We start from the raw sequence: 25037 nt of genomic DNA, 5'->3' as shown, positions 1-25037 counted from the left end.
ACTCGAAGAGGCGTTCTTATACGCATGGTGAATTTCAATTCAGGTACATTGGCCGAGACGTGCTGCCATCTGCAAAGGCGGTGCAGCTCCATCGCGCCCGTTGCGGGCCGACCCCGACGATCACTTCGGTGCCGTTCTCCGTCGCGCGGGTCTCAATTACAGTGACATCGTTGTTATTGGTTTCTCCGACGACGGCGGTCAAACAAGCAGGACCTGGTGCAAGGATCGCGTTTGGATCGCTACCCTCGACGAGGAAATCGCCAGAGGCCCAGCCTTCGGCTCCCGATGCCGTTGCAACCCGACACCATCGACGCGCCTCGGCCATCCGGCAACCGAGATTGCGAAGCGTCTCGCCATTGTTTAGTCGTGTGAGAATTGCGGCTCCGGTCGAGGGATCGGCCCGCAAGTTCAAGCCTCCCCCCGATACCGAGACTTGGTAGAAGTCTGGCCCGCCCTGAAGGCCATCCGCAAAATCGCCTTCGACAACGTCGCCCAACGCGCCGGTGACGCTCACCGAAAGCGTGAAATCCGATGTTTCGTCTCGGCGCGCTGCTGCTCGCATCATGTAGACAGAAATGGAGTATATGCCCGAAGTCGGCAGTGTTCCATCGAACACATTGAGGTCTGAAATCAGTTCGCTGGTGAATTGGGAGACGGCAAGAGCCTGATCGCCCGGTCCGGACCCCGGGGCATAGACATTGAAATAGGTCTGCAGGTTCGTCGGCTCGAGTTCGATCCGCATCCGCTGTCCCGCTTCGGCGCCGAGAGAGTAGACGACGGTGTCGTAGCCGGTGATGCGGTCGCTGATCGTTGCCCCAGTTTCGCCGGGCGCGAACCGGACAACTTCCGCACGGATGTCTTGTGCCGGGGCGGCGCCCGCAAGGATCGAAAGGATGAGCGCGAGAAGTGGTCGCACTATTCGAATGTCGCAAGGCAGCCAGCGGCCACTGCAGATGGTTGTCGACAGGTACAACAAGGCATCCCCCATTCAGATCACCACGGAGGATAGAACGTGTTGCACGCACCTTCCGCACCCGCGAAATACGATATACGAAAGGACGTTAAAGACCCAGGACGGTATTGCAACGGCAGGAACATGCACACACGTATCCATCAGGTCGCACCGAATACCCAACCTCCGCGGTGACGCGTCACTTCTTGGGGCGGACCGTAATAGACGATCGACCATCAACCTCATCGGCCATCTGGCCAAGGTAGATCGTGCGCATCTCGTGCGGCGGCTTGGTCGGGAGAACCTCGGCAAGTTCGAGAGAGTATCTGTCGTTCTCGGGGAATTCGAATTGACCCGTGACGTAAATACAGAGACGGCGTTGATTGTTCTCTGCGACAAAGGGTTCCACCACGTAGAAAAATCCAGCGCCTTGAACATTGCAGGCTAGCCTTAGGAGCGCTGTGTCACCTTCAAATGTGCCGCTCGCTTCAATCGTCTCCCACACCTCTGGGATGCCGTGCTGGGTATTGTGCGCGACCAGATCTTTTCCAACCAGATGCTCACCACCGCCGCCGAAATGGTCGCTGTAAGCCAGTTTCATGGAGTCGGACGCATCCCGAATAATGCCGCGCCGGTCCAGAACAAATGCGGGGAACATGTCGTTCTTTATCAGAGAATCTAGCCGACAATCCCTCACCGCCTCCTCACGCGACGCCGCAATCTTGATGATCGCGCGCATGATTGCCGGCCGCGGCTCGACCAGTCCGCGTTCCCATCGGCTCACGGTGCCCTGATCGACATCGAGCGCCTCTGACAGTTCCGCCTGTGTCAGGCCGAGGCTGCGCCGCCAGGATCTGATGTCGTAGGAGTTCATGACAGTTAGTTAGCTCCTTCCCCAAGGCGGAGCAAGAGACGCAGAGGATCACGACGTTGATGCGGAGCAGAGGAAAATCAAAAGCTAGAGGCTTGCCGATTAGCCATTGAGCTCCAATAACTGCTCTTGAGAAGCTGCATCGCAGCGCTTGACTACATTGGCAATGGCCGGTTTGGGCCGTTACTTCCAAGTAAGCACGCGTGCGGCTAAGTGCGACAACGCTTCTGACAACTGTATCTACCACAAAGACGTAGGCCTGAGACCGTCAGCAACATGTCCCTCAACCTCTGCAAGGGCCAGTTCTTTCCAGTCGGCCCTTAGTTGACCTCCTGTTATGCAGCCTCCAGCTCGAAGGATGTTCAGAGCCGGTCTGCTCAAACACTTCGTCGGCGCGATCCAATTCGCCTAGGTACCGCTCGATGGCTTTGTCGATCTCACCCAACTTCTGGCGCAGCTTGCCACGCGTATAGTTCTTGGCCTTGGAATTCACCGCCTTGAACCGACTGCCATCGATAGCGACCTCGTCACCATCAAGTAGGTCCATATTCCGACACAACGCCACGAACTGCTGACACACTTTGCGGATCGCAGGACGGTCGACATAAACCAAGCATCCGCTTTTCTGGTTCTTTCGGCCAGGATCCAGTGGTTTGAATCGGGCGCATAAGGTCTCTCTAACCATATTTGACCATGAGACCTGCCAAACCGTCTTTTGCTCGAACAAAGAGCTCTTCACCTTCCACGTCAATTGGGGAGATCACTGACGGTCGTCGATGCTTCATATTCCATAGTGTCGCCCTAGCCAGATTTATGCAGTAGTGATGATTAGTGTTTCGGATTTATCGCAAACCTGACATTCGCCGCGGTACAGAATTATTACACAATGGGCTCGAAGCCGCCGTTCGCCGCAAAGGCTACCAAGGTCCGCTAAGGGCCGGTCAGGTCGATCCCGAAACCTCGGCCTTTGTGAAACTATCTCCGGGGATCCTTCAGGTTTCGGATCAATCCGTTTTTTCTTTCCACTCGCCGACAAGGAGATCGGCACCCAAAGGTGCATAATGCAATAGTCCCTGACAGTATAATTACGACCTTGCTCGGTCGCATTCCTCGCAGATTAAGGCACGTAAATCGCCCTAGATTTTTGTGTACTTTGGAGTGAATGGCGATGGTTCAGAGCAATCTTCTTCAAGCAATGCTTGAGGCAATCTGGGGGGTCTACGAGGCCGAAGCTGATCCGCAGGGACCCTATACGGCCCAAACACTCAGGGTGACGCCATCGCCGACGAGATTTGAACAGGTGCTGCCGTGTCTTTTTGATGAAGGCATTCGCACGGTCCTGGCGGGTAGCGAACACCCTGTAGCGCGCGCCGCGCTTAAGGCACACAATCTGCTGCCTTGGGGTTCAAACCCTGTTGAAGGGCAAACTGAACAGACGATTGCCGAGATGATCAGCGTGGCCACGCTGATGGGGCCAGACGGTCCGATCCCGGCACCGGACGTGAGGTTGGGCTTGGTCTATATGCGGCCAGAATCTTATTATCCGCTGCATCTTCATGATGCCGATGAGACCTATGTCATTATTGCGGGGCAGGCCCTTTGGATTGCTGGCGATGATATCCGGATGCGGGGGGCTGGCGACATGATCCATCACCCCAGCCAAATGCCGCATGCCTTCAAGACCGGGCCTGAAGGATTTCTCGCGATCTGGCGCTGGAGCGGAGATATCAACACGGAGTCGTATGCCTTCGTCGAGGATCAGGTGGCGGATCTGCAATCCGCAGGAGCAGTTGCCTGAACCCCAATTAAGTCCAATTGGCACCCTTCAAAACCTAGACTTTGAACTTGCGGGAACGGGGCAACGTTAATCGCTCTGACTCGGTTGGATAAATTCGGCGCAGGCTAACGCGGTTGTTGATCTTTGGATTTACAGACCGACGATGGGTCTACAAATGCTGCGCGGTGCATTAATGTCAGCAATGCAAAAGCAGCACTGCAGCGCTGAAGACTGGTGCCAAAGTCCGCAATGGGCCGTCCCTGCTGGCGCAACACGATCCGTTGGCTGAACACGCTGCGACCGATCAAATGTTGGCAGAGAGCCTGCTTTACAGAGTTTCTGCAACACAGTTGATATCTGCTATCGAGATAGATGGTTTGACCTCAACCTTCACGTTCGGCCTTTTTACGTGCCAGTTTACGCTGACGACTAATGGCTTCTTTTTTCTCGCGCGCCTTGCTAACTGACGGCTTCTCGAAATGTTCTTTGAGCCTCATTTCTCGGAATACACCTTCACGCTGCAGCTTTTTCTTGAGCGCCCGAAGCGCTTGATCCACGTTGTTATCACGAACACTTACTTGCATTTTAGTTCTGCTGCTTTCCTAGAAATTATCAAATACGACTTGCCAGCAAATATTGGCAATATCAAACAATAAAATATTCTCAGTGAGAATTGGGTTGCCGTGTCCTGCTATGCTTTCTGCTCAGCAAATTCGTCAGCTGACAGATCATAACGCGGTTCAGTGAACATGCCCTTTTTCACACATGCTGTCCCAATTACCGCTATCTGTAAGCGGCACTGTAGCGTCGCAGTCTCGCCCTGGGTCCGGTTCGGGCCGAATGCATCCTCAAATTGTGGCTATTGGCGGAGGCTTACGGCGCTTGCCTGAAACTGCATTGCCTGCAATTGCCGCAAGCAGCACGGCACCTCCGATCAGCGTATTGAAGGTTGCTGTTTCACCAAGGAAGAGCCAGACCCAAAGCGGGCCAAGCAGAACCTCGGCCAGCGACAGCAGGGCAAGTTCAGCAGCAGGGAGGCTGCGTGACCCGAGCGTGTACAGGATCAATCCCGCACCCACCTGAAAAACGCCCATACCCATGGATATCGCGCCGTCGTTCAAGCTAAGAGCAAGGGATAGTCCCGAGAATAGGCATATACCAACTGTAACGACGATCGCGAACACGCTGGACAGGAATACCGATGGGAGCATTTCACCCGCTCGCCCCCATCGCAGAGTAACGGTGAAAACGGCGAAGCCAAACGCCGAACCTAGTGCAGCGAGGCTACCTTTCAGGACGACGCTACCGGATTTATCGGCCACCATGATCGTGATCCCGCCAATGGCAACGGCAATCGCGATCAATGTCGCGGTACGCACACGCTCGCCCAGAACGATCCGCCCCAAGACCGCCGTCATGAAGGGTGATGTCGCAAAAAGCAGCATTGCATTCGCGACCGAGGTATTCTGGATCGCGTATATCGCGCCCGAATAGGCAGCAACCAGTGAAAGTCCGGCGATCACAGCGGGAAAGCCTGTGCGGCGGATTTGGGCAAAAGGGCTTTCGCCCGACCGGACCCGAATGACGACGTAAAGAAAAAGCGTCATGCTGATCGACCGATAGAGCAGAATCTGCCACACAACGGCGTCTTCTATCATGCGAATGCCAAGACCGACCGTTGACCACAGAACCCCAGCCGCAAACACGAAAACCACACCATACTTGTGGGCATCCTCTGTGGAGGTGGGAGGTGCTAGAGATGTCATATCGGGCCATTCAAAGAGGTCTTTGTTGCACGATAGCCTCTCGGGAAAATCTCATATCCTTCATATGCGACATTCAGGCCGCGTGATTGAACTTGACCGCAAAGCTCCTATCTGATCGAACTCGGCAACCGACGCGTGGCCAATGGCTGCTTTCAGGTAAGCTGCGTCGTAGCATCGCTACCCTCGACGAACGGCGGCTTTGGGCCGTCCTCGTCGAAGGCCATGCCGCCTGATGGCCAAAATGCTGCGACCGATCTATTGGCGGCAAGGAGCCCGTTTTGACGGATGCTGCATGGTGCCTGAATGCCCGCATTTTCAGAAGACAAACCAAAAAAGTAGCAAAGCTGTCTTAATCCGAGTTACGGTGAATATATGGCAACCAAGAAGTTAAAGAGAAATGCTTAGCAATTTGAACTGGCCCGCAATCGAAGGCACCGCTTCTGTTGCCGGAGCGATTGGTGTTGTTATCTCTATCATTTTCTTGATCTATGAAGTGCGTCACAATGCACGCGCGATTGAGGGTGCCACTGTCCAGTCATTGATGACGCTTGAACGGGAGGTTTTTGGCCTTCTCGCTGAGAACGCCGAGCTGATGACCAAGGGCGGCGCAAACCCCACCGAGCTCACTGAAGTCGAGCAGTATCAGTATGAACGCGGCGTTGGGACCTACTTCTCATTGATCTACTCCGCCTACATGCAACATGAACGCGAATTGGTGGAAGATGAGGTCTGGGACGCCTATTTGAACGCTCTTGCGCGCCATATGCAGGCACCCGGCTTCGCCGAGGCTTGGCTACGTATTGGCGTCGGTTACCCAAAAAGCTTCCAAGATTTAATTAGAGAGCGATTTCCAGAGCAACCCGAAACCAAGAGCATGACATGACAGCAAAGAGCAAGGGGCAGACACTCCTCGAAAACGCATATAAACTTGCGACACCGCAGGACAACAAAGTCTACTACGACGAGTTCGCTGAGACATATGACGACGAATTCGCACGCGCTTTGGGCTGGGAATACCCCAATGCTATTGCAACTTTGTACCGGGAAAATGCTGATACTGACCATGTACCTATCGCTGATATCGGCTGCGGAACCGGCCTAGTAGCGGAGGCATTGGCGGTAAGCCCCGAACAGATTGACGGCATTGATATCTCTGAAGAGATGTTGGCAATCTCGCGCAGCAAGGCACTATACAGGAAGACGATCCAAGCCGATCTGATGGCCGACCTTGGCCCCATCAAGAACGCCTATGGAGCGGTTGTGTCTGCTGGAACGTTCACGTCCGGGCATTTAGGACCAGCCCCACTCGAAAGCCTTCTCGACATTGCTCGACCGGATGCGCTTTTTATCATCGGAGTTAACAAGACATTCTACTTAGAGGCTGACTTCGACCCAGTGATCCGCGACCTTGAAGCGCGCGGCGCAATTACGGACCTGACTTTGGTTGAAGTTCCCATGTACAACAAGGCAGGCCATGATCATTCGTCCGATCAAGCTTATGCTCTGTGCTACCGAAAACGTCAGTTTGGCTGACGCGGGATAGCAATATGTCGGTGCCAAAAACCGAAAGCCGTCATTGGCGCAATTGCAGCTAAAGCTAACTCAGTCCGCGAACCGTGAATTCGCAAACCTCTTGATTTCGCGGTTGCGGCGAATGGCCGGTCTGGCGGGCCGCAGTGCGGCATGAGCGACGATGGGCGAATGGCCGGTATGGGCCGTCCTCGTCGAAGGCCATGCCGCCTGATGGCCAAAATGCTGCGACCGATCTAATGGCGGCAAGGAGCCCAAAGTGCTGATTTTCTGCTCCTGCGCCCAATGGCCGTTCCTGGTGAATAGGAACTGCGCTTTGGCAGTTTCGTCGGCTTATGTCGGTTTTGTCTAAGTATCACGTTCTTCGGCGTCATTTACTGACTCCAAATTACCTTGCGTGGGAAAATTGGGATGTCACAAATCTTTAGCGAATTTCTACATTCGGCTGATGCTGACAACATTCCAGAAGAGATGCTTGGACTTGGCCGAAAGTGGCTGTTGGATCTTCTTGGGGTCGCGGCCGGAGCAACAGAAACGTCGATGTCGCGCATTATGCGTAACCACGCGGCCGAGCATTTCGCGCCAGGGCAACGCAAGGTTCCGATGCTCTTTGATGGACGGCTGGTCAGTCCGGCTGGGGCAGCGCTTGCAGGGGGCATTACAATTGATGCCCTGGATGCACATGACGGTCACAAGCTGACGAAAGGCCATGTGGGCTGTGGGGTGTTACCTGCGCTGTTGTCATTCACGCAAGCCGAGCAGCTCAAAGACGACAGAGCGTTTCTTGCGTCCTTGGTCGTCGGCTATGAGATCGGGACGCGTGCCGGGATCGCACTGCACCGTACCGCGTGTGACTATCACACCTCGGGTGCTTGGATCACCATTGCGGCTGCCGCCCTTGGAGCGCGGACCTTGGGGCTGGGTAGCGCCGAGACCCGTGAGGCGATTGGCATTGCCGAATACCACGGACCACGCAGCCAAATGATGCGGGTCATTGACGCGCCAACAATGGTGAAGGATGGCTCTGGCTGGGGCGCAATGGCGGGCGTATCGGCAGCCTACCTTGCTGCAGAAGGGTTTACAGGAGCGCCGGCAGTTACCGTTGAAGGGGATGACGTTTCTGACCTGTGGGATGATTTGGGACAGATTTGGCGCATCACGGAACAATACTACAAGCACTACCCTATTTGCAGGTGGGCGCAGCCGCCGGTTCAGGCTGTTCTTGATCTCAAGCTAGCCCATAACTTGAGCTCTGAAGAGGTCGAGAGGATCGAAATCACTACCTTCCACAACTCAAAACGTCTTGCCAAGCGAGCACCAGTAACTACCGAAGAGGCTCAATACTCTACCGCCTATCCGACTGCAGTTGCCATGGTTCGTGGACGGGTTTCACCTGATGACGTAATGGAGCACAGCTTCAGCGACCCGGAAATCAAACGACTTGCTGATGGCATGACAGTGATTGAGAGCGACACCTACAACGCGGCATTCCCTGCCAACCGCATTTCGAGTGTCATGTTGACCCTTAAAAATGGTCAAAAGCTCACCTCTGGTGACACCGAGGCGCTTGGTGATCCGGAAAACCCAGTTACGGAAGAGGAAGTCAAAGCAAAATTTCATGCCTATGCACGACCCAAACTAGGGAATGACCGGGCGGACGGATTGGAAACAGCAGTTGGTCAACTGGGCAACGGAGAGGGATTAGGGGCTCTTCAATCACTAATCTTTGCGCCGGTTCAAACTTAGGAACGCGGAGACACCGAAACGATGAAAATTTCCATAGCGCAGGTTGATGCAAGTCTGGCAGGAACGGATAACCGTTTTCGATTGCTTGAGGCGCAAACCAGACAGGCTGCAATTGAGGGCGCAAACCTATTGGTTTTTCCAGAATTGTATTTGTCCGGCTACAACGTCGGTGAAGCTCAGCACCGATACGCTGAGGCGCAAGACGGGAACTTCGCACAACAGGCTCAATCTCTTGCAAAAGAACTCGGCCTCGCCATTGCCTACGGATACCCCGAAAGGGATGGCGACACCGTCTATAACTCAGTCATTTTCATCGACAACCACGGCAGGATACTGGCAAACCATCGCAAAACGGTTTTGCCACCTGGGATGGAGCATGACTGGTTCGCAACAGGGTCTGGATTCTCCCTTTTCCAATTTGAGGGCGCAACGCTTGCTATGATAATTTGCTATGAGTGCGAGTTCCCCGAAATCGTGCGGAGCGTAGTGCTAGGTGGCGCGGAAATTGTCATCGTTGCGACGGCAGGTGGCAAAGATTGGGAGCAAGTGCCGAATTTCGTCGTCCCATCACGCTCCTACGAAAATGGCGTGTTCATGGTTTATGCCAATTACTGCGGCGCGGAAAACGGCCATGGGTTCTGCGGCTTGAGTTGCATTGTCGACCCCTTCGGCACAGACTTGGCCCGCGCTGGCAAAGCTGAAGACGTTATTTCGGCCGATCTCGATCTTGGACTGATCGCAAAAGCCCGCTCGCAGGTGCCATTTCTTAGGGATTTCAGAGAGGCCCTTTTCAACCCGAGCTAGCCGACATTCGGCTTTCGCTGGATAGTCAAAAGCCTGTTGCCAAAACCTGACATTGGTCCAAACGCAGCGAAAGCTCATTTCGTCCCGCAGAGTGACCTGTGACCTGTCGTTTAGTCATTTTCATTGACCAAAATAGGTGCTGTGGCTTACCTTACATCATCTATAAATTCGTCGTTGGAATTTGAGTTCTTCAAAATGCTTCAACCAGTAGCCATACTCGCGCTGATTTCAGGCCTCTTCTATTGCGTTGCCATGATCGCAATGAAGTCACTTGCTGAGCTTCCGACTCTTGGCTTAGCTCTTATAATTGCGGCCGCGCTCTTAACAGCAGCCACATTTGAGGTATTCGCGCTCAGAAATGAACGGCTCGGACTGATCTACGTTGGAATTTTGGGGGCTGAAGTAGTGTTCCTTGGCGCATTTTCCGTACTTCACTACGATGAAACTTACACCTTTAGAGAGTTATCAGGGATGGGCTTGGTGCTGGTCGGGACAGCAATTGCTTGGACCTGATGCGCGATGTTTGGCGGTATATCCGCGACGACCTTTGTTTCCGCGTACAGCTTAACTCGGTCCCAATTGTCTGCTTCTATCCGCTTAGCGGAGTTTGATTTGTCCGAAACCTGCGCCCTCGAATAGCCGTGGTTTGGGTAACGCGCGGACGGTATCAGTTAACTATAAGAATTGGAGACCACTTGTGGATGTGCCAACCCTGAAAACGCAAAGGCTTCTGCTACGTCCCTTTTCGGATGACGACATTGAGCCCATGGTCAGGGGCATTTTCGGAAATCCAAATGTCATGGCGATGCTGCCTCATGATCCCCAGACAGATGACGAGCGCAGGGTCTATGCTCGGGAATACATCGACTTGTACATGGCGCAATGGTCCGATGAAGACTTTGGCGGATGGGCGGTTTGCTCGAACTCAGAAGCAATCGCGCCATTGGGGGAATTGCTGGGCTTCTGTGGCTTTGAGCCGGGGCATATCGATGGGTACCGCCTTGAGCTAGGCTATGGCTATAAGCAAGAGAGTTGGGGTAAGGGTGTTGGCCTTGAGGCGGCGATTGCCAGTCGCGAATGGTTTTTGTCTCAGGAGCGGTGGAATCGTTTCTACGCGTCATTCGTACCTGGAAATACGGGGTCAGAGCGAATAATCCAGAAGATCGCTATGAAGTACCTTGGAGAGAGGGACCTGTGGGGTTCGGTTGAAAAAGGTATCGGACTGCGTCCCGTATATACTTTTGAAAAACCTGTCGCTTAACGAATTCTGCCAGCCATCTAGTTAAGAATTGCACCTAGCCCCAGCGCGTAGAAATACACTGAAACTCATGCGCTACGGTCATCGGCAAGAACTGTCGATTTCAGTACGGCACGTCGAAGCGGACATTTGTGCACCCGCAGCGAAGTTCTGCTTTGTCCCGCGTAGCCGCCGCTCGCCCTCCGATTTGACGATGATTTTGTTTGCAAACGCAGCGAACGGCAGTAACGAGACCACTCTACCAGTTTTCTGCATCGCGGCGAACGTCCGCTATTATATGTGGATTAGGATCTGATCGCCCGAGCGATTTCAAAATTGAGCGTTGATATTCAGTTCAGACGCTGTCCCATAATCGGAAATACTAGCGTTGTGTGCTATCCAGAGGTCGAACGGTATCGTCGAAAACGACATGCCTTTTTCGAAATGTCGTTCCTTCGATACAGTGCGGTTCTCTGATCCGATCCATGCGGAAATGCCGGAAATCGTCACGCGCTGGATCCCAAGCTACCAGATACCAAAGCGGCGGCAGGATCAGCATCGCTTGTGGCTCAACCGTTCGTATGCTGCTCACACCTTTTACATCGCAATAATCGAACTGCAAATACAATCGATGAAGGAAAGCTACCTCGAATTCGGGGAGCAAGGCGGGGTCCATTGTGCCAATGTTGGACCTGTCCACCTGCGGGGCTAATTCTCCGATATACAGGCAGTCCAGAAAATCCCTTAGATCGGTAATTTTGTCTGACGGCAGTGCCTTTTCGATCTTTGCAAGTCCGGCATCAGCGAAGCTTGAAAATGGAAGGTTTCCTGCCGCACGCATAGACGCGACACTGATTAAGAGCGCAAACACCTCGGTCACGGAAAGACGTGGCGCGGTCTGAACTGAACGCGGATCAAGTTGCAGTCCTCCGCCGCGACCGGGTTCGGAATGAATGACAAAACCCTGATCCCGTAGCGCACTAATATCGCGCAACAAGGTGCTACGCGATGCCCCGACCTGTTCGGTAAGCGCGGCAATGGTTGATGATCCATTGCGACGTAGGCTGCGTATGATGGCTTCTTGGCGAAGGCGTACATTCATTTTGTTTGTACCATCGATCAAAGGTGTCAGATTTTGATACCATTACATCATAGGTCACGAATGTCGACGCCAGTAGGGCGTTTGACACAAACCGAGTAACCAACCGAGCATCAGGTGTAGCGTCGCTATCTGAGTGCCCCGAATAAGCAGAAATGGCATATTAATGTTTTATCCTAATGACTTCCCCCAACCTACCATGATCGCAGTCAATGGTGTGGAACTAGAAGTCTTCGAAGCTGGAAGAGAAAATGCAGGGAATCCGATCGTGCTATGTCACGGCTGGCCAGAGCATGCATTTTCATGGCGTTACCAAGTGTCCGCGCTTGCGGCCGCTGGCTATCACGTCATTGTCCCCAATCAACGTGGTTATGGTCATTCGTCGCAACCGACTGACGTCACCGCATATGATCTCACACATCTGACTGGTGATCTTGTCGCGCTGCTTGATCACTTTGGATACGATGATGCCGTTTTCGTTGGTCATGACTGGGGTGCGAATGTTGTTTGGGGGATGGCGTTGCTGCACCCCAAGCGCGTGAGCAAGGTCATCGCTCTGGCGCTTCCTTATCAAGAACGCGGAGAGACACCGTGGGTCGAATTGATCGAGAGTTTTATGGGGCCAGATAACTACATGGTGCATTTCAACCGCAAGCCCGGCGTGGCAGATGCGGTTCTGGAGGCCAACCGGCGGCAGTTTCTGCAAAACCTCTACCGCAAAAATGAACCTTTGCTGCCCCCAGAACCGGGGATGATGATGATCAATCTGGCCGAGTCCGAAACGGCAGCCGGTGAGCCACTCTTGAGCGATGACGAGCTGTCTGTGCTCGACAAAGCATTCGAAGTCTCTGGCTTCACGGGCAGCATCAACTGGTATCGAAACCTAGATCGCAACTGGCATCTTTTGGCGGAGGTTGATCCTATTGTTTTGCATCCTGCGCTGATGATTTATGGAGAATATGACGTGATCCCAAAATCGCCAAACCTGAGTGATTTTGTGCCAAACGTTGACGTTGTCAGCATTGACGCAGGCCACTGGATTCAAGAAGAAAAGCCAGAAGAGACGACCAAAGCAATCCTGGACTGGCTCGCGTAAATCAGAGCAAGCTAACTTTCGATAAAACACCACGATAGTTGCGCCCATCATCAAGAATGGTGGGCGCACATCTCCGTAAAGGGAAAGACAATGCAAGACCCTGCCTTTTTCCCCACGCAAGATGCGTTTAACGATTGGATGGAAGACCATTGTACCAGTGCCGACGAACTGTGGGTGGGGTACTATAAAAAGAACACCGGGCGTCCGAGCATATCCTGGTCTGCATCCGTTGATGTCGCGCTATGTTTTGGCTGGATCGATGGCATCCGAAAATCGATTGATGATCAGAGCTACAAAATCCGCTTTACCCCGCGCAAACAGAAAAGCGTTTGGAGTGCGGTTAATGTTCAAAAAGTCAATGTGCTGATCGGTGCTGGAAAGATGAAGCCAGCGGGATTGCAGCTCTTTCACTCCAGAAGCGACAAAGAAGGCTACACATCGCAGAGCAGAAATATGCTGCTCGACCCCGCGTTTGAGGTCCAGTTCATGGCAAACCAAACCGCGTGGGCCTTCTTTTCCAGTTTGGCACCTTCCTACAAGCGGGATTCAATCTGGTGGGTGATGAGCGCCAAAAGGGAAGAAACGCGGCAGAAACGATTTAGCATTCTGATGGTATCATCCCATGACGGGCTAAAGATTCCAATGTTGCGGAAATAGACAAGCCTAACACGACCTCGCTTGCGGCAAAGCAGCCATTGGTCGAACCACCGCTAACGGCGGCTTCGTCCCGCAGAGCGGGCCTCTAAATGTCAGGTCTTGATGGCCGCTTCAGGGAAGGGGCATAGAGAAATTCGGTAAAGTAGGTCAATAATATTGACTTATCGTATAATAGTCATTACGTCGTGCATTGGGCCGGTCACGCGTCTTGCTCACATTTTTATTTTACATAATAAATCTTATGCGCCCAAATATAATACTATATTTGGAGTTGCAATAGTATATTATTAATAGCATGCTGGGGCATCCCTTCTGATAAGGATGGTCTCCATGTTAGGTTCACTCAGAATATGCTTTCTTTCTGCCGTGATGGCACTGTGTTTTACCAACGTCGGGTTTGCGACCCGTGCCAATGCTCAAACCTACCAGATCGATTGCGCAATCCTTTTGTGCTTGTCGGGAGGCTGGCCGGCATCAGCTCCATGTACACGCGCGCGCGCGGAATTCATCCGGCGCATCACTCCTTGGCCCGTTGAGCCTCCATTGCAGATTTGGCGTTGTCCTATGGGTGCCTCATACCAGACCGACCGAACGGAAAGCCACTTTGGTCGAATCTATGATATATTATCGGATGAACGAAAGGACCTTCCGCTTCAATCGGTGCCAATGATGGATGGAAGCTTTGCGCCAATACTTGAGCACGTAATTCTGCGAAGAAATGAAAACCCCAGTGTTTTGGCCCAAGGCGATTTTGCTCCCCGTCTGGTTCAAGATCGCGCTGACATAGATATCAGCGGTCCAGAATTCAATTTCGTACGCTCCATCCGAGTCTTTGATGTTCGGTACGCCCGTCAACATGAATCTGGGCGCGATGGCGACTGCAATCGTTCGGCGAACATTTATTTGGGAACCTACAAAACACAAGGCGACTTTTTTTGGTCGCGATCATCTCCACAGGCCCTGCCGGACGCCCACCTTGGCTTAGAGCGTTGGGGGTCAAATTGCCCAAGTATTTATCATCGTTCTGTCTTTGTGGAATGGCGTGATTATGTCGGCAATTATGGGTTCGAACAGGTCAACTACTGACCGCGCATAGTAGGCACTATGTTAAATAAGTCAGTAATACTAACCCTATTTTCATAGATTTGCGTCAATCCACTTTGACATTATCGTACGATCTCTAAAGCATTCCCGCGGCACTTCGCGTCGCTTCATGCGCGCAATTCGCTCGGCAAAGCCCACCTGTTTTGAACTTGGGTAGTTCGAAAACTGCCCGGTTTGTTTCGCGATCTTGTGCGTATCAATCCAACGGGAAAGCGCGTAGCGATTCTGCTGAACATCCCAAGGGAGAACAACGCCAGTGCGCGTAGAGATTTGCCGCGCATAGGCCAGCTGTTTTCCGGTAACTGGAACCTGGTGGTAGTCGTTAGATGGCGTCGACGGCGCACCCGTCTGTTGGGTAGCACTCATGGGAATCTCTCCTTAGTGTGATTTCTACCCAATATAGAACATTACAAGAACAAATCAAGATATAGTAGATAGTATCTATAAGTTCACATTATCTAGTGCGTAGTTGAGCAACAACTTGCACTGATCGGGACTGCAGGTCTCTAAAATCTTCTGCCGTACGACTTTCAAATCTCAACGTCTGTATTTGAACGTAACGGATCTCTGATTGACCTATCGCACCTTTGGGCCTCCAATGTGTTACGTTTGGGAGGGTCAAATGAAAGCTGATGTTCAGGTTGCGGTCGTTGGGGGCGGCATCGTTGGTGCGTCGGTGCTGTATTGGCTCGCAAAGATGGGTTGGACTGACAGCCTATTGATCGAGAGCCGCGAATTGACGTCTGGATCAACTTGGCACGCCGCAGGAAATACGACTTATTTCGGTCCTTATGCTGCGATGACACCGTTGTTCGCAGACCAAGAAGCCATGATCGAAGGCTATGGCGGCAAAGCCGTTGCGGCGACCATGGGTGCGCCTTCGGCCACGCCACCACCAAAAATTTGACCAGACATCTCTTCCAGAAAGAACAAGGGGAACTGAAGTGGTTCAGAACAATATTGCTAACGCCATTGCTGCGTTAAAAGACCTACTGGGTGAGCGCCTTTCAACCGGAGACTCCATCCGGGAAATTCATGGCCGTGACGAGGCTTATTCTAAACCGGCACTGCCGGATGCCGTGGCATTTCCCGAAAGCACTGAAGAGGTTTCTGCGTTGATGAAGGTTTGTTCAGAATACCAGGTTCCCGTTGTACCTTTCGGCATAGGCACGTCACTTGAGGGCCATGTTATTCCGATCCACGGTGGGATCAGTGTCGACACGAGCCGAATGAACAAGGTTCTCGAAATCCACGAAAGCGACTTGGATGCTGTTGTACAGCCCGGTGTCACCCGGACCCAGCTGAACGAAGACTTGCGTGCTACTGGATTGATGTTCACGGTCGATCCAGGTGCAGACGCCACACTTGGCGGGATGGCTGCGACCCGGGCCTCGGGAACCAACACCGTTCGATACGGATCCATGCGCGAAAATGTGCTAGCACTTGAGGTTGTTTTGCCTGACGGAACGATCATCAAAACTGGTTCGCGGGCGCGTAAATCTTCGTCCGGATACGATCTGACACACCTATTTGTTGGCTCGGAAGGGACGCTGGGGATCATCACACAGCTGACAGTACGCCTGTTTGGCCATCCGGACACAATCCTCGCCGCCACCTGCGCGTTTGATAGTGTCGATGATGCGGTGAATACTGTGATTATGGCTATTCAAATGGGGCTCCCTCTGGCTCGGGTTGAGCTTCTGGATGAGTTGCAAATGAAAGGGATGAACATCTTCAATCCCGATCTGAACCTGCCCGAGACGCCGCATTTGTTCCTCGAGTTTCATGGCTCCGATGCTGGCGTGAAAGAGCAGGTAGAGCTGTTTGAAAGTGTAGGCGAAGAATTTAGCGTCTCGGGCTTCGAATGGGCGACCAAGGCGGAAGATCGCAATCGTCTGTGGGAAGCCCGCCACAATGCCTACTATGCTGCAAAGTCACTACGTAAGGGTTGCGACGGCGTCGTCACTGATTGCTGCGTTCCAATTTCGGCGCTGGCCGAATGCATTGCACGAACCAAAGAGTTGGTAAGCGAAGCAGGTCTAATTGCTCCTATCGTAGGACATGTCGGAGACGGAAACTTCCACCTGCTTATTTTGTTCGACCCAAGCGATTCCGAAGAGCTCATTGAGGCAAAAGCGCTGGCCGCACAGGTTAATCATGTGGCACTTTCCTTCGGCGGGACGGTGACTGGAGAGCATGGCATAGGGACCGGCAAGATGGGGTACATGGCTGAGGAACACGGCGCGGCTTATGCGCTAATGGCAACCCTGAAACGCGCAGTCGATCCCAAGAACCTTATGAACCCGGGCAAGGTAGTCGCTATTAACTGAAAAACTGTCCCTAGAGTCCGTACAAATCTACAGCGGCTACAACGTGCCACATGACGTGCAGCAGCCTACGGTCACGCAGTACCGACCGGAACCTGATCTGGCAGAACGTCGCTTGGACGGCTGTCGATGTAGCCTTTCAACACAGCCTGAACATGGGCGGCTCCGGGCGCGTCAAACAAGTTCACCATTTCGTCTGGATCCTTTTCAAGGTCGTACATTTCACCGGCGCCTGAGATCAAATCCATGGTCAGTTTATGTGTCCGCGTGCGCACTGTCCGCAACTCCAACGCCACGCCAACGCGGCCCGGCAAAAGCCCCCATTCGTTGCGCGCGAAATCGCGGGTTGCGTCGCCTTCGATGAGGGGGCGCAGGCTTTCGCCGTGCTGAGAGAGATGCGCATCAGCCCCACCGTAATCAAAGAAGGTCGGCCCAAGATCGAGGGTCGAGACGGGTTCATCGACAACTTTACCCGCGGGCACACCGGGGCCTTTGACGATCATCGGTACCTTCAACAGCCCTTCGTAGTGCATTGGCCCTTTCAGGATCAACCCGTGGTCGCCCATCCAGTCGCCGTGGTCCGAGATGTAGATGACGATGGTGTTCTCATCGAGGCCTTCTTCCATAAGCGTGTTCATGATCCGCCCGACCTGATGGTCAATAAACGCGATCTGGCCATAGGTGTTGGCGATAATCTCGCGCAACTGTTCATCTGTTTGTGGCGGGATGCGGCTGTAGGCTTTGCGGATGTCGGCGAACTTCGGATCGGCTGGCTCACCCTCCATCGCGGCCTCGTGCCACCAGGGCTTGCCTTCATAGGATCGTGAGCGGTTTTCGGGCAGATCGACGTCTGCCGGATCATGCAGCCGCGACCATGGTTCGGGGCAATCAAACGGGTGGTGTGGATCGGGGAAGCTAATCCAAGTGCAGAACGGTTTTTCGTCATCCCGCCCATGTCGCAGCCATTCAATCGCGCGATCCGCTGTCCATGGTGTGTTGTGATAGGCCACGGGCAGTTTGGAATGCCAGACTTGTGCCGCCCCCTTGGTATCACCCGCGTTTTCCCACATCAGCTTGGTGCGTTCATCACCTTTGCCGTCCATATGGTAGAAACGTTCATAGTGCTGGCCCGCAGGTGGCTTTTCGGGCGCCCACCAGTTGTGACCGACCAGCATCAACTCAACATGTTCGAAACCCATATAGGGTCCGTACCAAGTGTCGGGGTAGCTGGCCGAAGACCGCAGGCACTCAGGCGTGCCGGTCGGCTCGTAGGTATGGTAGGTCGAAAAATGCGCCTTGCCGAAATAGCTGGTCTGATACCCTGCCGCAGCCATTGAACCGGCAAAGCCCTTTTCACCAATCTCGGGCGGCAGATCGATCCCGTTGTCATGGACCCCGTGTGTGCGGCACAGCTGGCCTGTCAGGATCGATGCACGGGCAGGCTGGCAAACGACTGACGGCGTGATGCAGGCATCAAATACGGTCCCCTCAGTGGCCAGTTGATCCAAATGCGGCGTCTTAATCTTGCGCCCCTTAAAGCCCATGAAATCGGCACGGTGTTGGTCAGCTGAAATCAGGATGATGTTGGGTCTGCTCATTGCGCGTCTTTCTTAGGTTTTCGTCCCGAGAAGATAATCACGGCGACGGACATGAGAATAAAGATCAAAGCGATTGGGTTGTTAAAGAGGAAAAACGGATCGTTGCCTGTCGCGGAATAGGCCTGACGGGCGGTTTCCTCGAGATTTCGCCCTAGAATAAAGGCGATGATGAAAGGTAACGGGGATATCGTCAGAACCCGCATGATGTAGCCTAGCACGCCAAAGCCAAGGGCAAACCAGATAGCTTCGAGCCGCGTTTCTTGGACGTAGATAGCAGTAAGGGTAAGCAAAAGTACTGCAGGCAGCAAAAGCGATTTGGGGATATTGATCATGAACCCCATGGACCGCATGAAAACGCCGCCAATTGTCCAGTTGAAAAAGTTGGCGATGGTCATGCAAGTGAACAGACCGAAGGCGACAACCAGTTCAGGGTTCAGGATATCGGGTGAGAACCGGAACACGGCTGGGCCCGGGTTGAACCCGCCGATGGACTCCGCGGCGAGGATCAAGAACACCGCTGCCGCGTTGCCCGGAATACCAAGCGAGAGGACTGGGATCAGGTTTGCTCCAGAAACCGCACTGTTGGCGGCCTCTGTTGCGGCTATCCCTTCGGGCGCGCCTTCTCCAAAGTCGGGCGCACCGACCGGTTTCGATTTCTGATGCTGCATACGCCCGGACGAATAGCCAAGCGTTGCTGCGAGCGTGGACCCAACGCCCGGTAGCGCGCCGATGACTGTTCCGATCAAGGCCGAACGCGCGATGAACGGGGAAAGGCGTTTGATATCGACCCAATGGAGTTTTTGATCACCTTTTTGGGTAATAACAGGGGTTGCTTTGGATCGCCGGTTTTGGCGCCATACCTCATCCAGCTCTTTGAAGACCGCCCCGATAATCAACACGCCGAGGACAGAAGTCGTGATAGGAAATCCGCGCGACAGGCCGTCTGCCCCTAAGGATAGACGCGGGTAGAAATCCTCACCCGTTCCGACATAAACTGCTAACAAACCAAGACCAATGGAGATGAGACCTTTTCCCACCGATCCGCCGATGACGGCTGCAATAAAGCTCAGAGACAGGATCAAAAGTCCGGTCTTTTCGGGCAGATCGAGGTAGCTTTCGACGATGATCGCAAGGAAGGGTGCGCAGACAAAAAGGACGAGGTCGGAGAACGTATCTCCCGATGCTGAGGAAAAATGAGCTACCCTCAGCGCCTTCTTCGCTTGTCCCTTTTGGGCCATCGGGAAGCCGTCCAAAGTGGTCATGAAGGCGTCTGGCGTACCGGGAGTGTTGAATAGGATCGCCGGAACGGCGCCACCAATAGTAGCCCCTTTCATGATACCAATTAAGAAACCCATGACAGGTAACAATGCGTCAGGTGAGTAACCGAACACCGAGATTAGGATAGGCAAGGAAATTGCCATGGCGAACGGCCCCGCCAATCCTGGCGTGGCACCCACCACGATGCCAAATAAGAACCCTGCCAGCACCATCATGACGGTGATTGATACCGAGAGACCCAAGACGCTAAATGCTTCTGGACCCATAAAAACAGCCTGAATGCCTAGCCAGATATAGTCTAGGGCGTCCATCACACATCACCATTAGGTGGCAACAACAAGTCTTCAAACGGTAAGTCGAAGACTGCGATCAAGACCAACACAGCGACGATGCCTGTTAAGACAGCACGGCTTGAAAGCCTATGTTCAACGATGGCAACGATCCCGCTGACCATGGTCACGCCACCCAATATGAACCCGATGTGTTTCCAGCCTGGAGTGGCGCGCAGAAGGCGATACTCAATCGGTTCATTCCGAAACATATTGGTGAACTCGGCGGCGGCAGGTCCGGCAAACCGCATGATACCGATGCTGACAATTACGACAGCCGACAGCATGGCGACAAATGTGATTTGGTCTTTGCGCAGATCGGGTTGGGCGTCCGCACTTCGCTCAAATACACACAACACAAGGCCGCCCAAAAGAACGAATCCTGCAGCGACGGTTGGAGCCAAAGCGTCGCCGATAATGAATTTGCCCCGCGACCGCTCAACGATGCCTGTCTTAGTGTCTAGTGGTATCCAGATGAAAATCAGCACCAAAGCGACGCCAACGCAAATCAGTCCGAGATATAGGTTGGATCGCGATTGTGCTGACACGTGACATTCCTCCAGATACACAACGGGCGCCCCTTTCAGGACGCCCGCAGATAGGTGGTTTTATTCCGCAGCCGCTTCAATCAGGGCCTCGGATTCGGTGAAGTCGCGCATGGTTAATTCTTCAAGCTCCGCCCCTTGAAGGTTCATCGATCCTCCAAACGCACGTTCGATCAAAGCCCCAGCCTCAGTTGAAGGATCGGACGTCACCTCGGTAATTGCCGCTGCGATCGCGTTGCGCGCGTCATCTGGCATGCCATCGGGCCCAACGAACAAAAAGACGGCAGCCCCATCAAAATCAACGCCCAGATCGGGTAGCGTTGGTGCGTCCGGTGTTTGGTTCAGTGGCCTGGCCATTCCTGAGGCGAGGTTCACAAGGTCACCGGCCTCGACACCGGGGCCTTGAATGCCCGCCATGAAGCCCACATCCATGTCACCCGCGGTCACGCCGTTTAAGACAGCACGGCCGCCTTGAACGGTGATGATATTTAGGTCAATGCCCTGCGCTTGACCCAATAAATAGGCGAGTTCACCCAGTCGCTGGGTCATAACCCCAAAGCGGATTTCCTGTCCCGCTTCCGCGGCCGCTACCATGTCGTCAAACGACGTCCAGCCAGTACCCGCACCTGCGACGATACCCATCTGAGTGCCTGCGGTTGTAGTGATGACAGTAAAGTCTTCGGGCGTCAGACCTACGTCTGCAGTGTAGAGATTGTAACCGAGCGATTCAGTAACAACCATGCCGATGACAGTTCCGTCGTTGGCCTCGTCCTGCATCTCCAACAAAAGGTTGACGCCACCTTTGCCAGTCACCTGCTCGGGAATGAATTCCCAGCCCAAGCGGTCCTCAAGCTCGGTTGCGATCAGGCGGGCTTGCGTATCAGCACCACCACCTGCACCGAAGGCGATCATGAGCTTGATCGGGCCTGGTGGCGTCCAGTCTTGTGCCTGAACAGTGACGGCAGATGCCGCGATGGAAAGGGCCGCAGTCGCGGCTACAATTAGCTTTTTCATAGAATCCTCCCAGATTTCGAGTACAGCAAGTCATATGATGGTTGTCCCGTCAACTAATTAGTTGACGTTGCCCCTCGTTGCATTGATGGTCGTCCGCAGAGGTGGACGATGAACGACGAGACCCCAGATAACTTCAATCCGCAGCTGGCCCAGCTAAGCAGCTTTTTGACGTACCGCATTGCCCGCCTTCATCAGAAGCTGAACACCCAAGCAACCAAGATCTTGGGCGACACAGTCGGCGTAACGCTGAACCAGTGGCGCATGATTGCGTTTGTTGGCGGTGGAGAGAAGGTCACTGCATCAGAGTTGGTCAGATATACAGGCATGGACAAAGGACTTGTTAGCCGCAATTTAAAGGCGCTGATCGAAGGCGGCTTAATTGTTTCGACCGAGCACCGCAAAGATAGCAGGGTCCATGTGCTGAGCCTGACGCCAAAGGGCAAAGAGGTCTTTAGCATCGCGTTGCCCAAGATGCGCCAACGCCAAGCAAACCTGCAATCCAAACTCAGCGCAGACGACGTTGCGAACCTGCGCCGCATGCTCGCTATTCTTGAAACCGCAGCTAAGGAGGTCGAACTCTGATGCCCTCAAATCTTTTGGTCATATTGTCTGACGAACATCAGGCTGGTGCGATGGGGTGTGCTGGTCATCCCTTTGTCAAAACCCCGCACCTTGATGCATTAGCCGCACGCGGGACACGGTTTAGCGATGCCTACACGCCGTCCCCGATCTGCGTTCCCGCAAGAGCGAGCTTTGCAACGGGCCAATATGCCCACCAAAATCGCCTTTGGGACAATGCAATGCCGTATCACGGGCAAATTCCTGGTTGGGGGCACTGCTTGCAGGACGCGGGTGTGCCCGTGGAGAGCATCGGCAAGCTCCATTACCGAAAGGCGGGTGATCCGGCTGGATTTGACCAAGAGCACATCCCCATGCACGTAGTCAACGGAGTCGGGATGGTGTGGGGCTCTATCAGAAAACAGAGCGAGCGGATCTCTCCCAAAACCCGAATGCTGGGAGAGTACATTGGGCCGGGCACCAGCAAATACACCGACTACGATGAGGCTGTGACCGAACGCACGGCGAATTGGCTGTCCGATCACGCGCAAGATGATCAGCCGTGGTGTCTTTACGTCGGGCTTGTCGCACCACATTTCCCGCTTGTTGTCCCGCAAGAGTTCTTTGACCTTTATCCTCCGGACAGTTTACCAGAGCCAAAGATGAACCCCAAAGACGGCTACAAACGCCATCCTTGGGCCGAGTTGCAAAACGCGCAGATGGACAGCGAACCGCAGTTTTCTTCAGAGGCGGAACGACGCGATGCGGTTGCCGCCTACTACGGGTTGGTCAGTTGGATGGACTACAACGTCGGGCGTATAATGGCCGCCCTCGATGAGGCCGGATTGTTGCAGGATACCACGGTGATCTATTCGTCAGACCACGGTGACAATGTCGGCGCGCGCGGGCTTTGGGGGAAGTCCAACCTGTACCAGGAATCCGTAGCCGTTCCAATGATTATGGCTGGACCCGACGTTCCAATTGGCACTTGTGATACCCCTGTTGACCTGCTGGATATCTCGGCCACGATCCCTGCCCATTTCGGGTTGGAGTTCGAATGCGTGGGCGAGCCGCTCACCAGGATCTTAGGTCGCAAGGATGACCTCGATCGTGTGGTCTTCAGCGAATACCACGCCGTTGGGGCGGTTTCGGCGGCTTATATGCTGCGCAAGGGACGTTACAAATTGAACACCTACATCGGGTTCGAACCGGAACTATTTGATCTAATTGCAGATCCGGAAGAGGCAAACAACCTTGCCGCCGACCCAAAACATGCAAATGCAATGACCGAGTTGACCAAAGAACTTTACAAGATCATCGACCCCGAGGCCGTCAATGCGATGGCATTCGCGGATCAGGCAGCACTCATCGCAAGCCACGGTGGGCGTGAGGCCGCGCTGAAACTCGGCGCACCGGGGGCGACCCCCCCGCCAGAAACATGAAGCTCACGATACTCGGTTCAGGCTCACCCGAAGCCTATGCCCGGCGCGCGTCGTCAGGGTTTTTGCTGGAAATCGGCGATGATCGTATCCTGCTAGATTGCGGTGGCGGTGTGGTGGATAATCTGATCCGCTCAGGCCGCCTGCCCCGTGACATAACCCATCTGTTTTTTACCCATTACCACAGCGACCATATGATGGATTACGCGCGACTGGTGCATGCCGCATGGGACGAAGGCGCGCCGCCCTTGAAGGTATTTGGCCCTAATCCACTGGCTGCAATTACAGACGGGTATTTTGGCCCTAATGGTGTGCTCAACAATGACCTACGGGCGCGGACGGAACTTCCACAAAGCCAGCAGGTTTGGGTCGCGCGCGGTGGCACCCTGCCCCGTCCATGGCCCGCGCCCATTGTCACGGAAATCCACGCCGGCTTTACGTTTCAAGGTGACGGCTGGACGCTTTCATCTGCTCAGGCAACCCACGCTGAACCAATCCTCGACTGTCTTGGCTTTGCCGTTGAAGCAGGCGGCAAAAAATTTGTCTATTCCGGCGACACCGGCATCAACAGCGAGATGACGAACCTTTGCCGCGATGCGGATTTCCTAGTGCATTGGTGCTATCGCGGGTCCGGCGAACAATTACATCCCGCAACTCAAATTTTCTGCCCTGATCCAGCTCAAGTCGCGGATATGGCGCGAAGTGTCGGCGTAAAGCGCCTCTATCTCAGCCATTTCCGCGTTCATATGGACAGCGCGGAAGGCCATCAGATGGCGTTGGCTGATCTGACCGAGCGTTTTGGCGAAGAGACGGGCATTGTGGAAGATCTAGACGTCTTCGACATTTGACGCTGGTACGAATCGACTTCGACAACCCCTACGCCGCTGACCTTAACCACCTATCGACTAATGCGGACGGTCGAAACGTTTGAAGCTATCTCAATCGCTGATTTGGGACGTCATATGGTGACAGATAACGCACAGATTAGCCGTGCTGCAACGGACCTTGCTTCGAAGGATTTGGTCACATTCCGTGGCGACCCAACTAACAAGCGTCGAAAACTTGTATCACTATCACCCAAAGGCAAGGCGCTAATGGACGAGCTAACCCCTCGCTTCAAGGCCCGCCGAGAGGGAGTCGAGGCCTGTCTGGGAGAGCAAGTCATCTCTGACCTGCACGTCAGTTTTGCTAAACTCGTTCAGCATTTTTCGGACTAACCGCTGCGCGTCCATGAGGTGAATTGAACTTCGGTGTCGAGCGATGCGAACTGCGACAACCATCTGGTCTGTCGATCCGAACCTACTCCTTAA

25 protein-coding genes and 2 pseudogenes are annotated in these 25037 nt (G+C 53.8%); 16 read left to right on the top strand and 11 right to left on the bottom strand.

The features are described 5' to 3' along the window. Window positions 1-34 precede the first annotated feature (34 nt). The 3 genes and pseudogenes from C1J03_RS25525 to C1J03_RS25045 form a co-directional block, all read right to left on the bottom strand. On the bottom strand, window positions 35-916 hold the full coding sequence (locus C1J03_RS25525; protein WP_216825942.1) for an SH3 domain-containing protein: 882 nt from the start codon (window positions 914-916) through the stop codon (window positions 35-37). Window positions 917-1151: 235 nt separating this feature from the next. Continuing rightward, a complete protein-coding gene (locus tag C1J03_RS25050; RefSeq protein ID WP_114889460.1) occupies window positions 1152-1826 on the bottom strand; it encodes a helix-turn-helix domain-containing protein in 675 nt (224 codons plus the stop codon). Between the two features lie 346 nt (window positions 1827-2172). Next, window positions 2173-2418 (bottom strand): annotated as a pseudogene (locus C1J03_RS25045) (IS5/IS1182 family transposase); the annotation flags it as partial. Window positions 2419-2991: 573 nt separating this feature from the next. Here C1J03_RS25045 and C1J03_RS25040 point away from each other — a divergent pair. Continuing rightward, a complete protein-coding gene (locus tag C1J03_RS25040) occupies window positions 2992-3621 on the top strand; it encodes a dimethylsulfonioproprionate lyase family protein (RefSeq protein WP_162798670.1) in 630 nt (209 codons plus the stop codon). Window positions 3622-3983: 362 nt separating this feature from the next. Here the strand turns inward: C1J03_RS25040 and rpsU are convergent, their stop codons facing one another. Next, window positions 3984-4184 (bottom strand): 30S ribosomal protein S21, encoded by a 201-nt coding sequence (gene rpsU / locus C1J03_RS25035; RefSeq protein ID WP_114889458.1) that lies wholly within the window; start codon window positions 4182-4184, stop codon window positions 3984-3986. Window positions 4185-4448: 264 nt separating this feature from the next. Beyond that, window positions 4449-5366 carry a DMT family transporter gene (locus tag C1J03_RS25030; protein WP_114889457.1) on the bottom strand — a complete coding sequence of 306 codons (918 nt, stop codon included), beginning with the start codon at window positions 5364-5366 and terminating at the stop codon, window positions 4449-4451. A gap of 397 nt (window positions 5367-5763) precedes the next feature. On the opposite strand from C1J03_RS25030, the gene C1J03_RS25025 reads away from it, so the two are divergent. The 6 genes from C1J03_RS25025 (at window position 5764) to C1J03_RS25000 (ending at window position 10707) form a co-directional block, all read left to right on the top strand. After that, entirely contained in the window at window positions 5764-6249 is a 486-nt protein-coding gene (locus tag C1J03_RS25025) for a hypothetical protein (RefSeq protein WP_114889456.1), read from the top strand. Beyond that, window positions 6246-6899, top strand: a complete 654-nt coding sequence (locus C1J03_RS25020) for a class I SAM-dependent DNA methyltransferase (RefSeq protein ID WP_114889455.1) — start codon at window positions 6246-6248, stop codon at window positions 6897-6899. The genes C1J03_RS25025 and C1J03_RS25020 overlap by 4 nt, the downstream gene beginning before the upstream one ends. Before the next feature lie 408 nt (window positions 6900-7307). Continuing rightward, complete coding sequence (locus tag C1J03_RS25015; protein ID WP_114889454.1) at window positions 7308-8642, top strand: MmgE/PrpD family protein; 1335 nt, start codon at window positions 7308-7310, stop codon at window positions 8640-8642. Window positions 8643-8663: 21 nt separating this feature from the next. Beyond that, window positions 8664-9446, top strand: coding sequence for a carbon-nitrogen hydrolase family protein (locus C1J03_RS25010; RefSeq protein WP_114889453.1), 783 nt, complete (start codon window positions 8664-8666; stop codon window positions 9444-9446). A gap of 195 nt (window positions 9447-9641) precedes the next feature. Beyond that, the gene (locus C1J03_RS25005) at window positions 9642-9959 is read left to right on the top strand and encodes a hypothetical protein (protein WP_114889452.1); all 318 of its coding nucleotides are present in this window, start codon (window positions 9642-9644) and stop codon (window positions 9957-9959) included. 184 nt (window positions 9960-10143) lie between these two features. Then, complete coding sequence (locus tag C1J03_RS25000; RefSeq protein ID WP_114889451.1) at window positions 10144-10707, top strand: GNAT family N-acetyltransferase; 564 nt, start codon at window positions 10144-10146, stop codon at window positions 10705-10707. Between the two features lie 358 nt (window positions 10708-11065). Here the strand turns inward: C1J03_RS25000 and C1J03_RS24990 are convergent, their stop codons facing one another. Then, the gene (locus C1J03_RS24990; RefSeq protein WP_114889487.1) at window positions 11066-11785 is read right to left on the bottom strand and encodes a helix-turn-helix transcriptional regulator; all 720 of its coding nucleotides are present in this window, start codon (window positions 11783-11785) and stop codon (window positions 11066-11068) included. 163 nt (window positions 11786-11948) lie between these two features. Here C1J03_RS24990 and C1J03_RS24985 point away from each other — a divergent pair, with 163 nt between their 5' ends. The 3 genes from C1J03_RS24985 to C1J03_RS26225 all read left to right on the top strand — a co-directional run bounded on the left by C1J03_RS24985 (window position 11949) and on the right by C1J03_RS26225 (window position 14621). After that, the gene (locus C1J03_RS24985; protein ID WP_114889449.1) at window positions 11949-12878 is read left to right on the top strand and encodes an alpha/beta fold hydrolase; all 930 of its coding nucleotides are present in this window, start codon (window positions 11949-11951) and stop codon (window positions 12876-12878) included. Window positions 12879-12968: 90 nt separating this feature from the next. Beyond that, window positions 12969-13535: a YdeI/OmpD-associated family protein gene (locus C1J03_RS24980; RefSeq protein WP_114889448.1), complete on the top strand. Its 567-nt coding sequence runs from the start codon at window positions 12969-12971 to the stop codon at window positions 13533-13535. Between the two features lie 666 nt (window positions 13536-14201). Further along, window positions 14202-14621: a hypothetical protein gene (locus C1J03_RS26225; protein WP_441351152.1), complete on the top strand. Its 420-nt coding sequence runs from the start codon at window positions 14202-14204 to the stop codon at window positions 14619-14621. A gap of 51 nt (window positions 14622-14672) precedes the next feature. Here C1J03_RS26225 and C1J03_RS24970 read toward each other — a convergent pair whose 3' ends face one another. Further along, the gene (locus C1J03_RS24970) at window positions 14673-15005 is read right to left on the bottom strand and encodes a hypothetical protein (protein WP_114889447.1); all 333 of its coding nucleotides are present in this window, start codon (window positions 15003-15005) and stop codon (window positions 14673-14675) included. A gap of 256 nt (window positions 15006-15261) precedes the next feature. Between C1J03_RS24970 and C1J03_RS26175 the strand changes: the two are divergent. Next, window positions 15262-15429, top strand: a pseudogene (locus C1J03_RS26175) (FAD-dependent oxidoreductase); the annotation flags it as partial. A gap of 154 nt (window positions 15430-15583) precedes the next feature. Then, the gene (locus tag C1J03_RS24960) at window positions 15584-16969 is read left to right on the top strand and encodes an FAD-binding oxidoreductase (protein ID WP_114889445.1); all 1386 of its coding nucleotides are present in this window, start codon (window positions 15584-15586) and stop codon (window positions 16967-16969) included. A 71-nt stretch (window positions 16970-17040) separates the two neighbouring features. On the opposite strand, the gene C1J03_RS24955 is transcribed toward C1J03_RS24960, so the two are convergent. Genes C1J03_RS24955 through C1J03_RS24940 form a run of 4 tightly spaced genes read right to left on the bottom strand, consistent with a single transcriptional unit; the run spans window position 17041 to window position 21730 of the window. Then, a complete protein-coding gene (locus C1J03_RS24955; protein ID WP_114889444.1) occupies window positions 17041-18564 on the bottom strand; it encodes a sulfatase-like hydrolase/transferase in 1524 nt (507 codons plus the stop codon). After that, window positions 18561-20153 carry a tripartite tricarboxylate transporter permease gene (locus tag C1J03_RS24950; protein ID WP_114889443.1) on the bottom strand — a complete coding sequence of 531 codons (1593 nt, stop codon included), beginning with the start codon at window positions 20151-20153 and terminating at the stop codon, window positions 18561-18563. The genes C1J03_RS24955 and C1J03_RS24950 overlap by 4 nt, the downstream gene beginning before the upstream one ends. Continuing rightward, complete coding sequence (locus C1J03_RS24945) at window positions 20153-20719, bottom strand: hypothetical protein (RefSeq protein WP_162798669.1); 567 nt, start codon at window positions 20717-20719, stop codon at window positions 20153-20155. Before C1J03_RS24945 ends, C1J03_RS24950 begins: the two co-directional genes overlap by 1 nt. 60 nt (window positions 20720-20779) lie before the next feature. Next, window positions 20780-21730: a tripartite tricarboxylate transporter substrate-binding protein gene (locus tag C1J03_RS24940; RefSeq protein WP_114889441.1), complete on the bottom strand. Its 951-nt coding sequence runs from the start codon at window positions 21728-21730 to the stop codon at window positions 20780-20782. A gap of 108 nt (window positions 21731-21838) precedes the next feature. On the opposite strand from C1J03_RS24940, the gene C1J03_RS24935 reads away from it, so the two are divergent. From C1J03_RS24935 to C1J03_RS24920, 4 genes are read left to right on the top strand one after another with little or no spacing between them, the layout of a single operon-like run. Next, window positions 21839-22312, top strand: a complete 474-nt coding sequence (locus C1J03_RS24935) for a MarR family winged helix-turn-helix transcriptional regulator (RefSeq protein WP_114889440.1) — start codon at window positions 21839-21841, stop codon at window positions 22310-22312. Continuing rightward, window positions 22312-23730 carry a sulfatase-like hydrolase/transferase gene (locus C1J03_RS24930; protein ID WP_114889439.1) on the top strand — a complete coding sequence of 473 codons (1419 nt, stop codon included), beginning with the start codon at window positions 22312-22314 and terminating at the stop codon, window positions 23728-23730. The genes C1J03_RS24935 and C1J03_RS24930 overlap by 1 nt, the downstream gene beginning before the upstream one ends. After that, the gene (locus tag C1J03_RS24925) at window positions 23727-24575 is read left to right on the top strand and encodes an MBL fold metallo-hydrolase (protein ID WP_114889438.1); all 849 of its coding nucleotides are present in this window, start codon (window positions 23727-23729) and stop codon (window positions 24573-24575) included. The genes C1J03_RS24930 and C1J03_RS24925 overlap by 4 nt, the downstream gene beginning before the upstream one ends. A 36-nt stretch (window positions 24576-24611) precedes the next feature. Further along, window positions 24612-24944: a MarR family winged helix-turn-helix transcriptional regulator gene (locus C1J03_RS24920; protein ID WP_302661637.1), complete on the top strand. Its 333-nt coding sequence runs from the start codon at window positions 24612-24614 to the stop codon at window positions 24942-24944. The last annotated feature ends 93 nt before the right edge of the window (window positions 24945-25037 follow it).

This window comes from Sulfitobacter sp. SK012 (assembly GCF_003352085.1).
Taxonomy (GTDB): domain Bacteria; phylum Pseudomonadota; class Alphaproteobacteria; order Rhodobacterales; family Rhodobacteraceae; genus Sulfitobacter.
The sequence above is the reverse complement of the archived record's forward strand: the minus strand, read 5'-3'. Positions and strand labels throughout refer to the sequence as shown.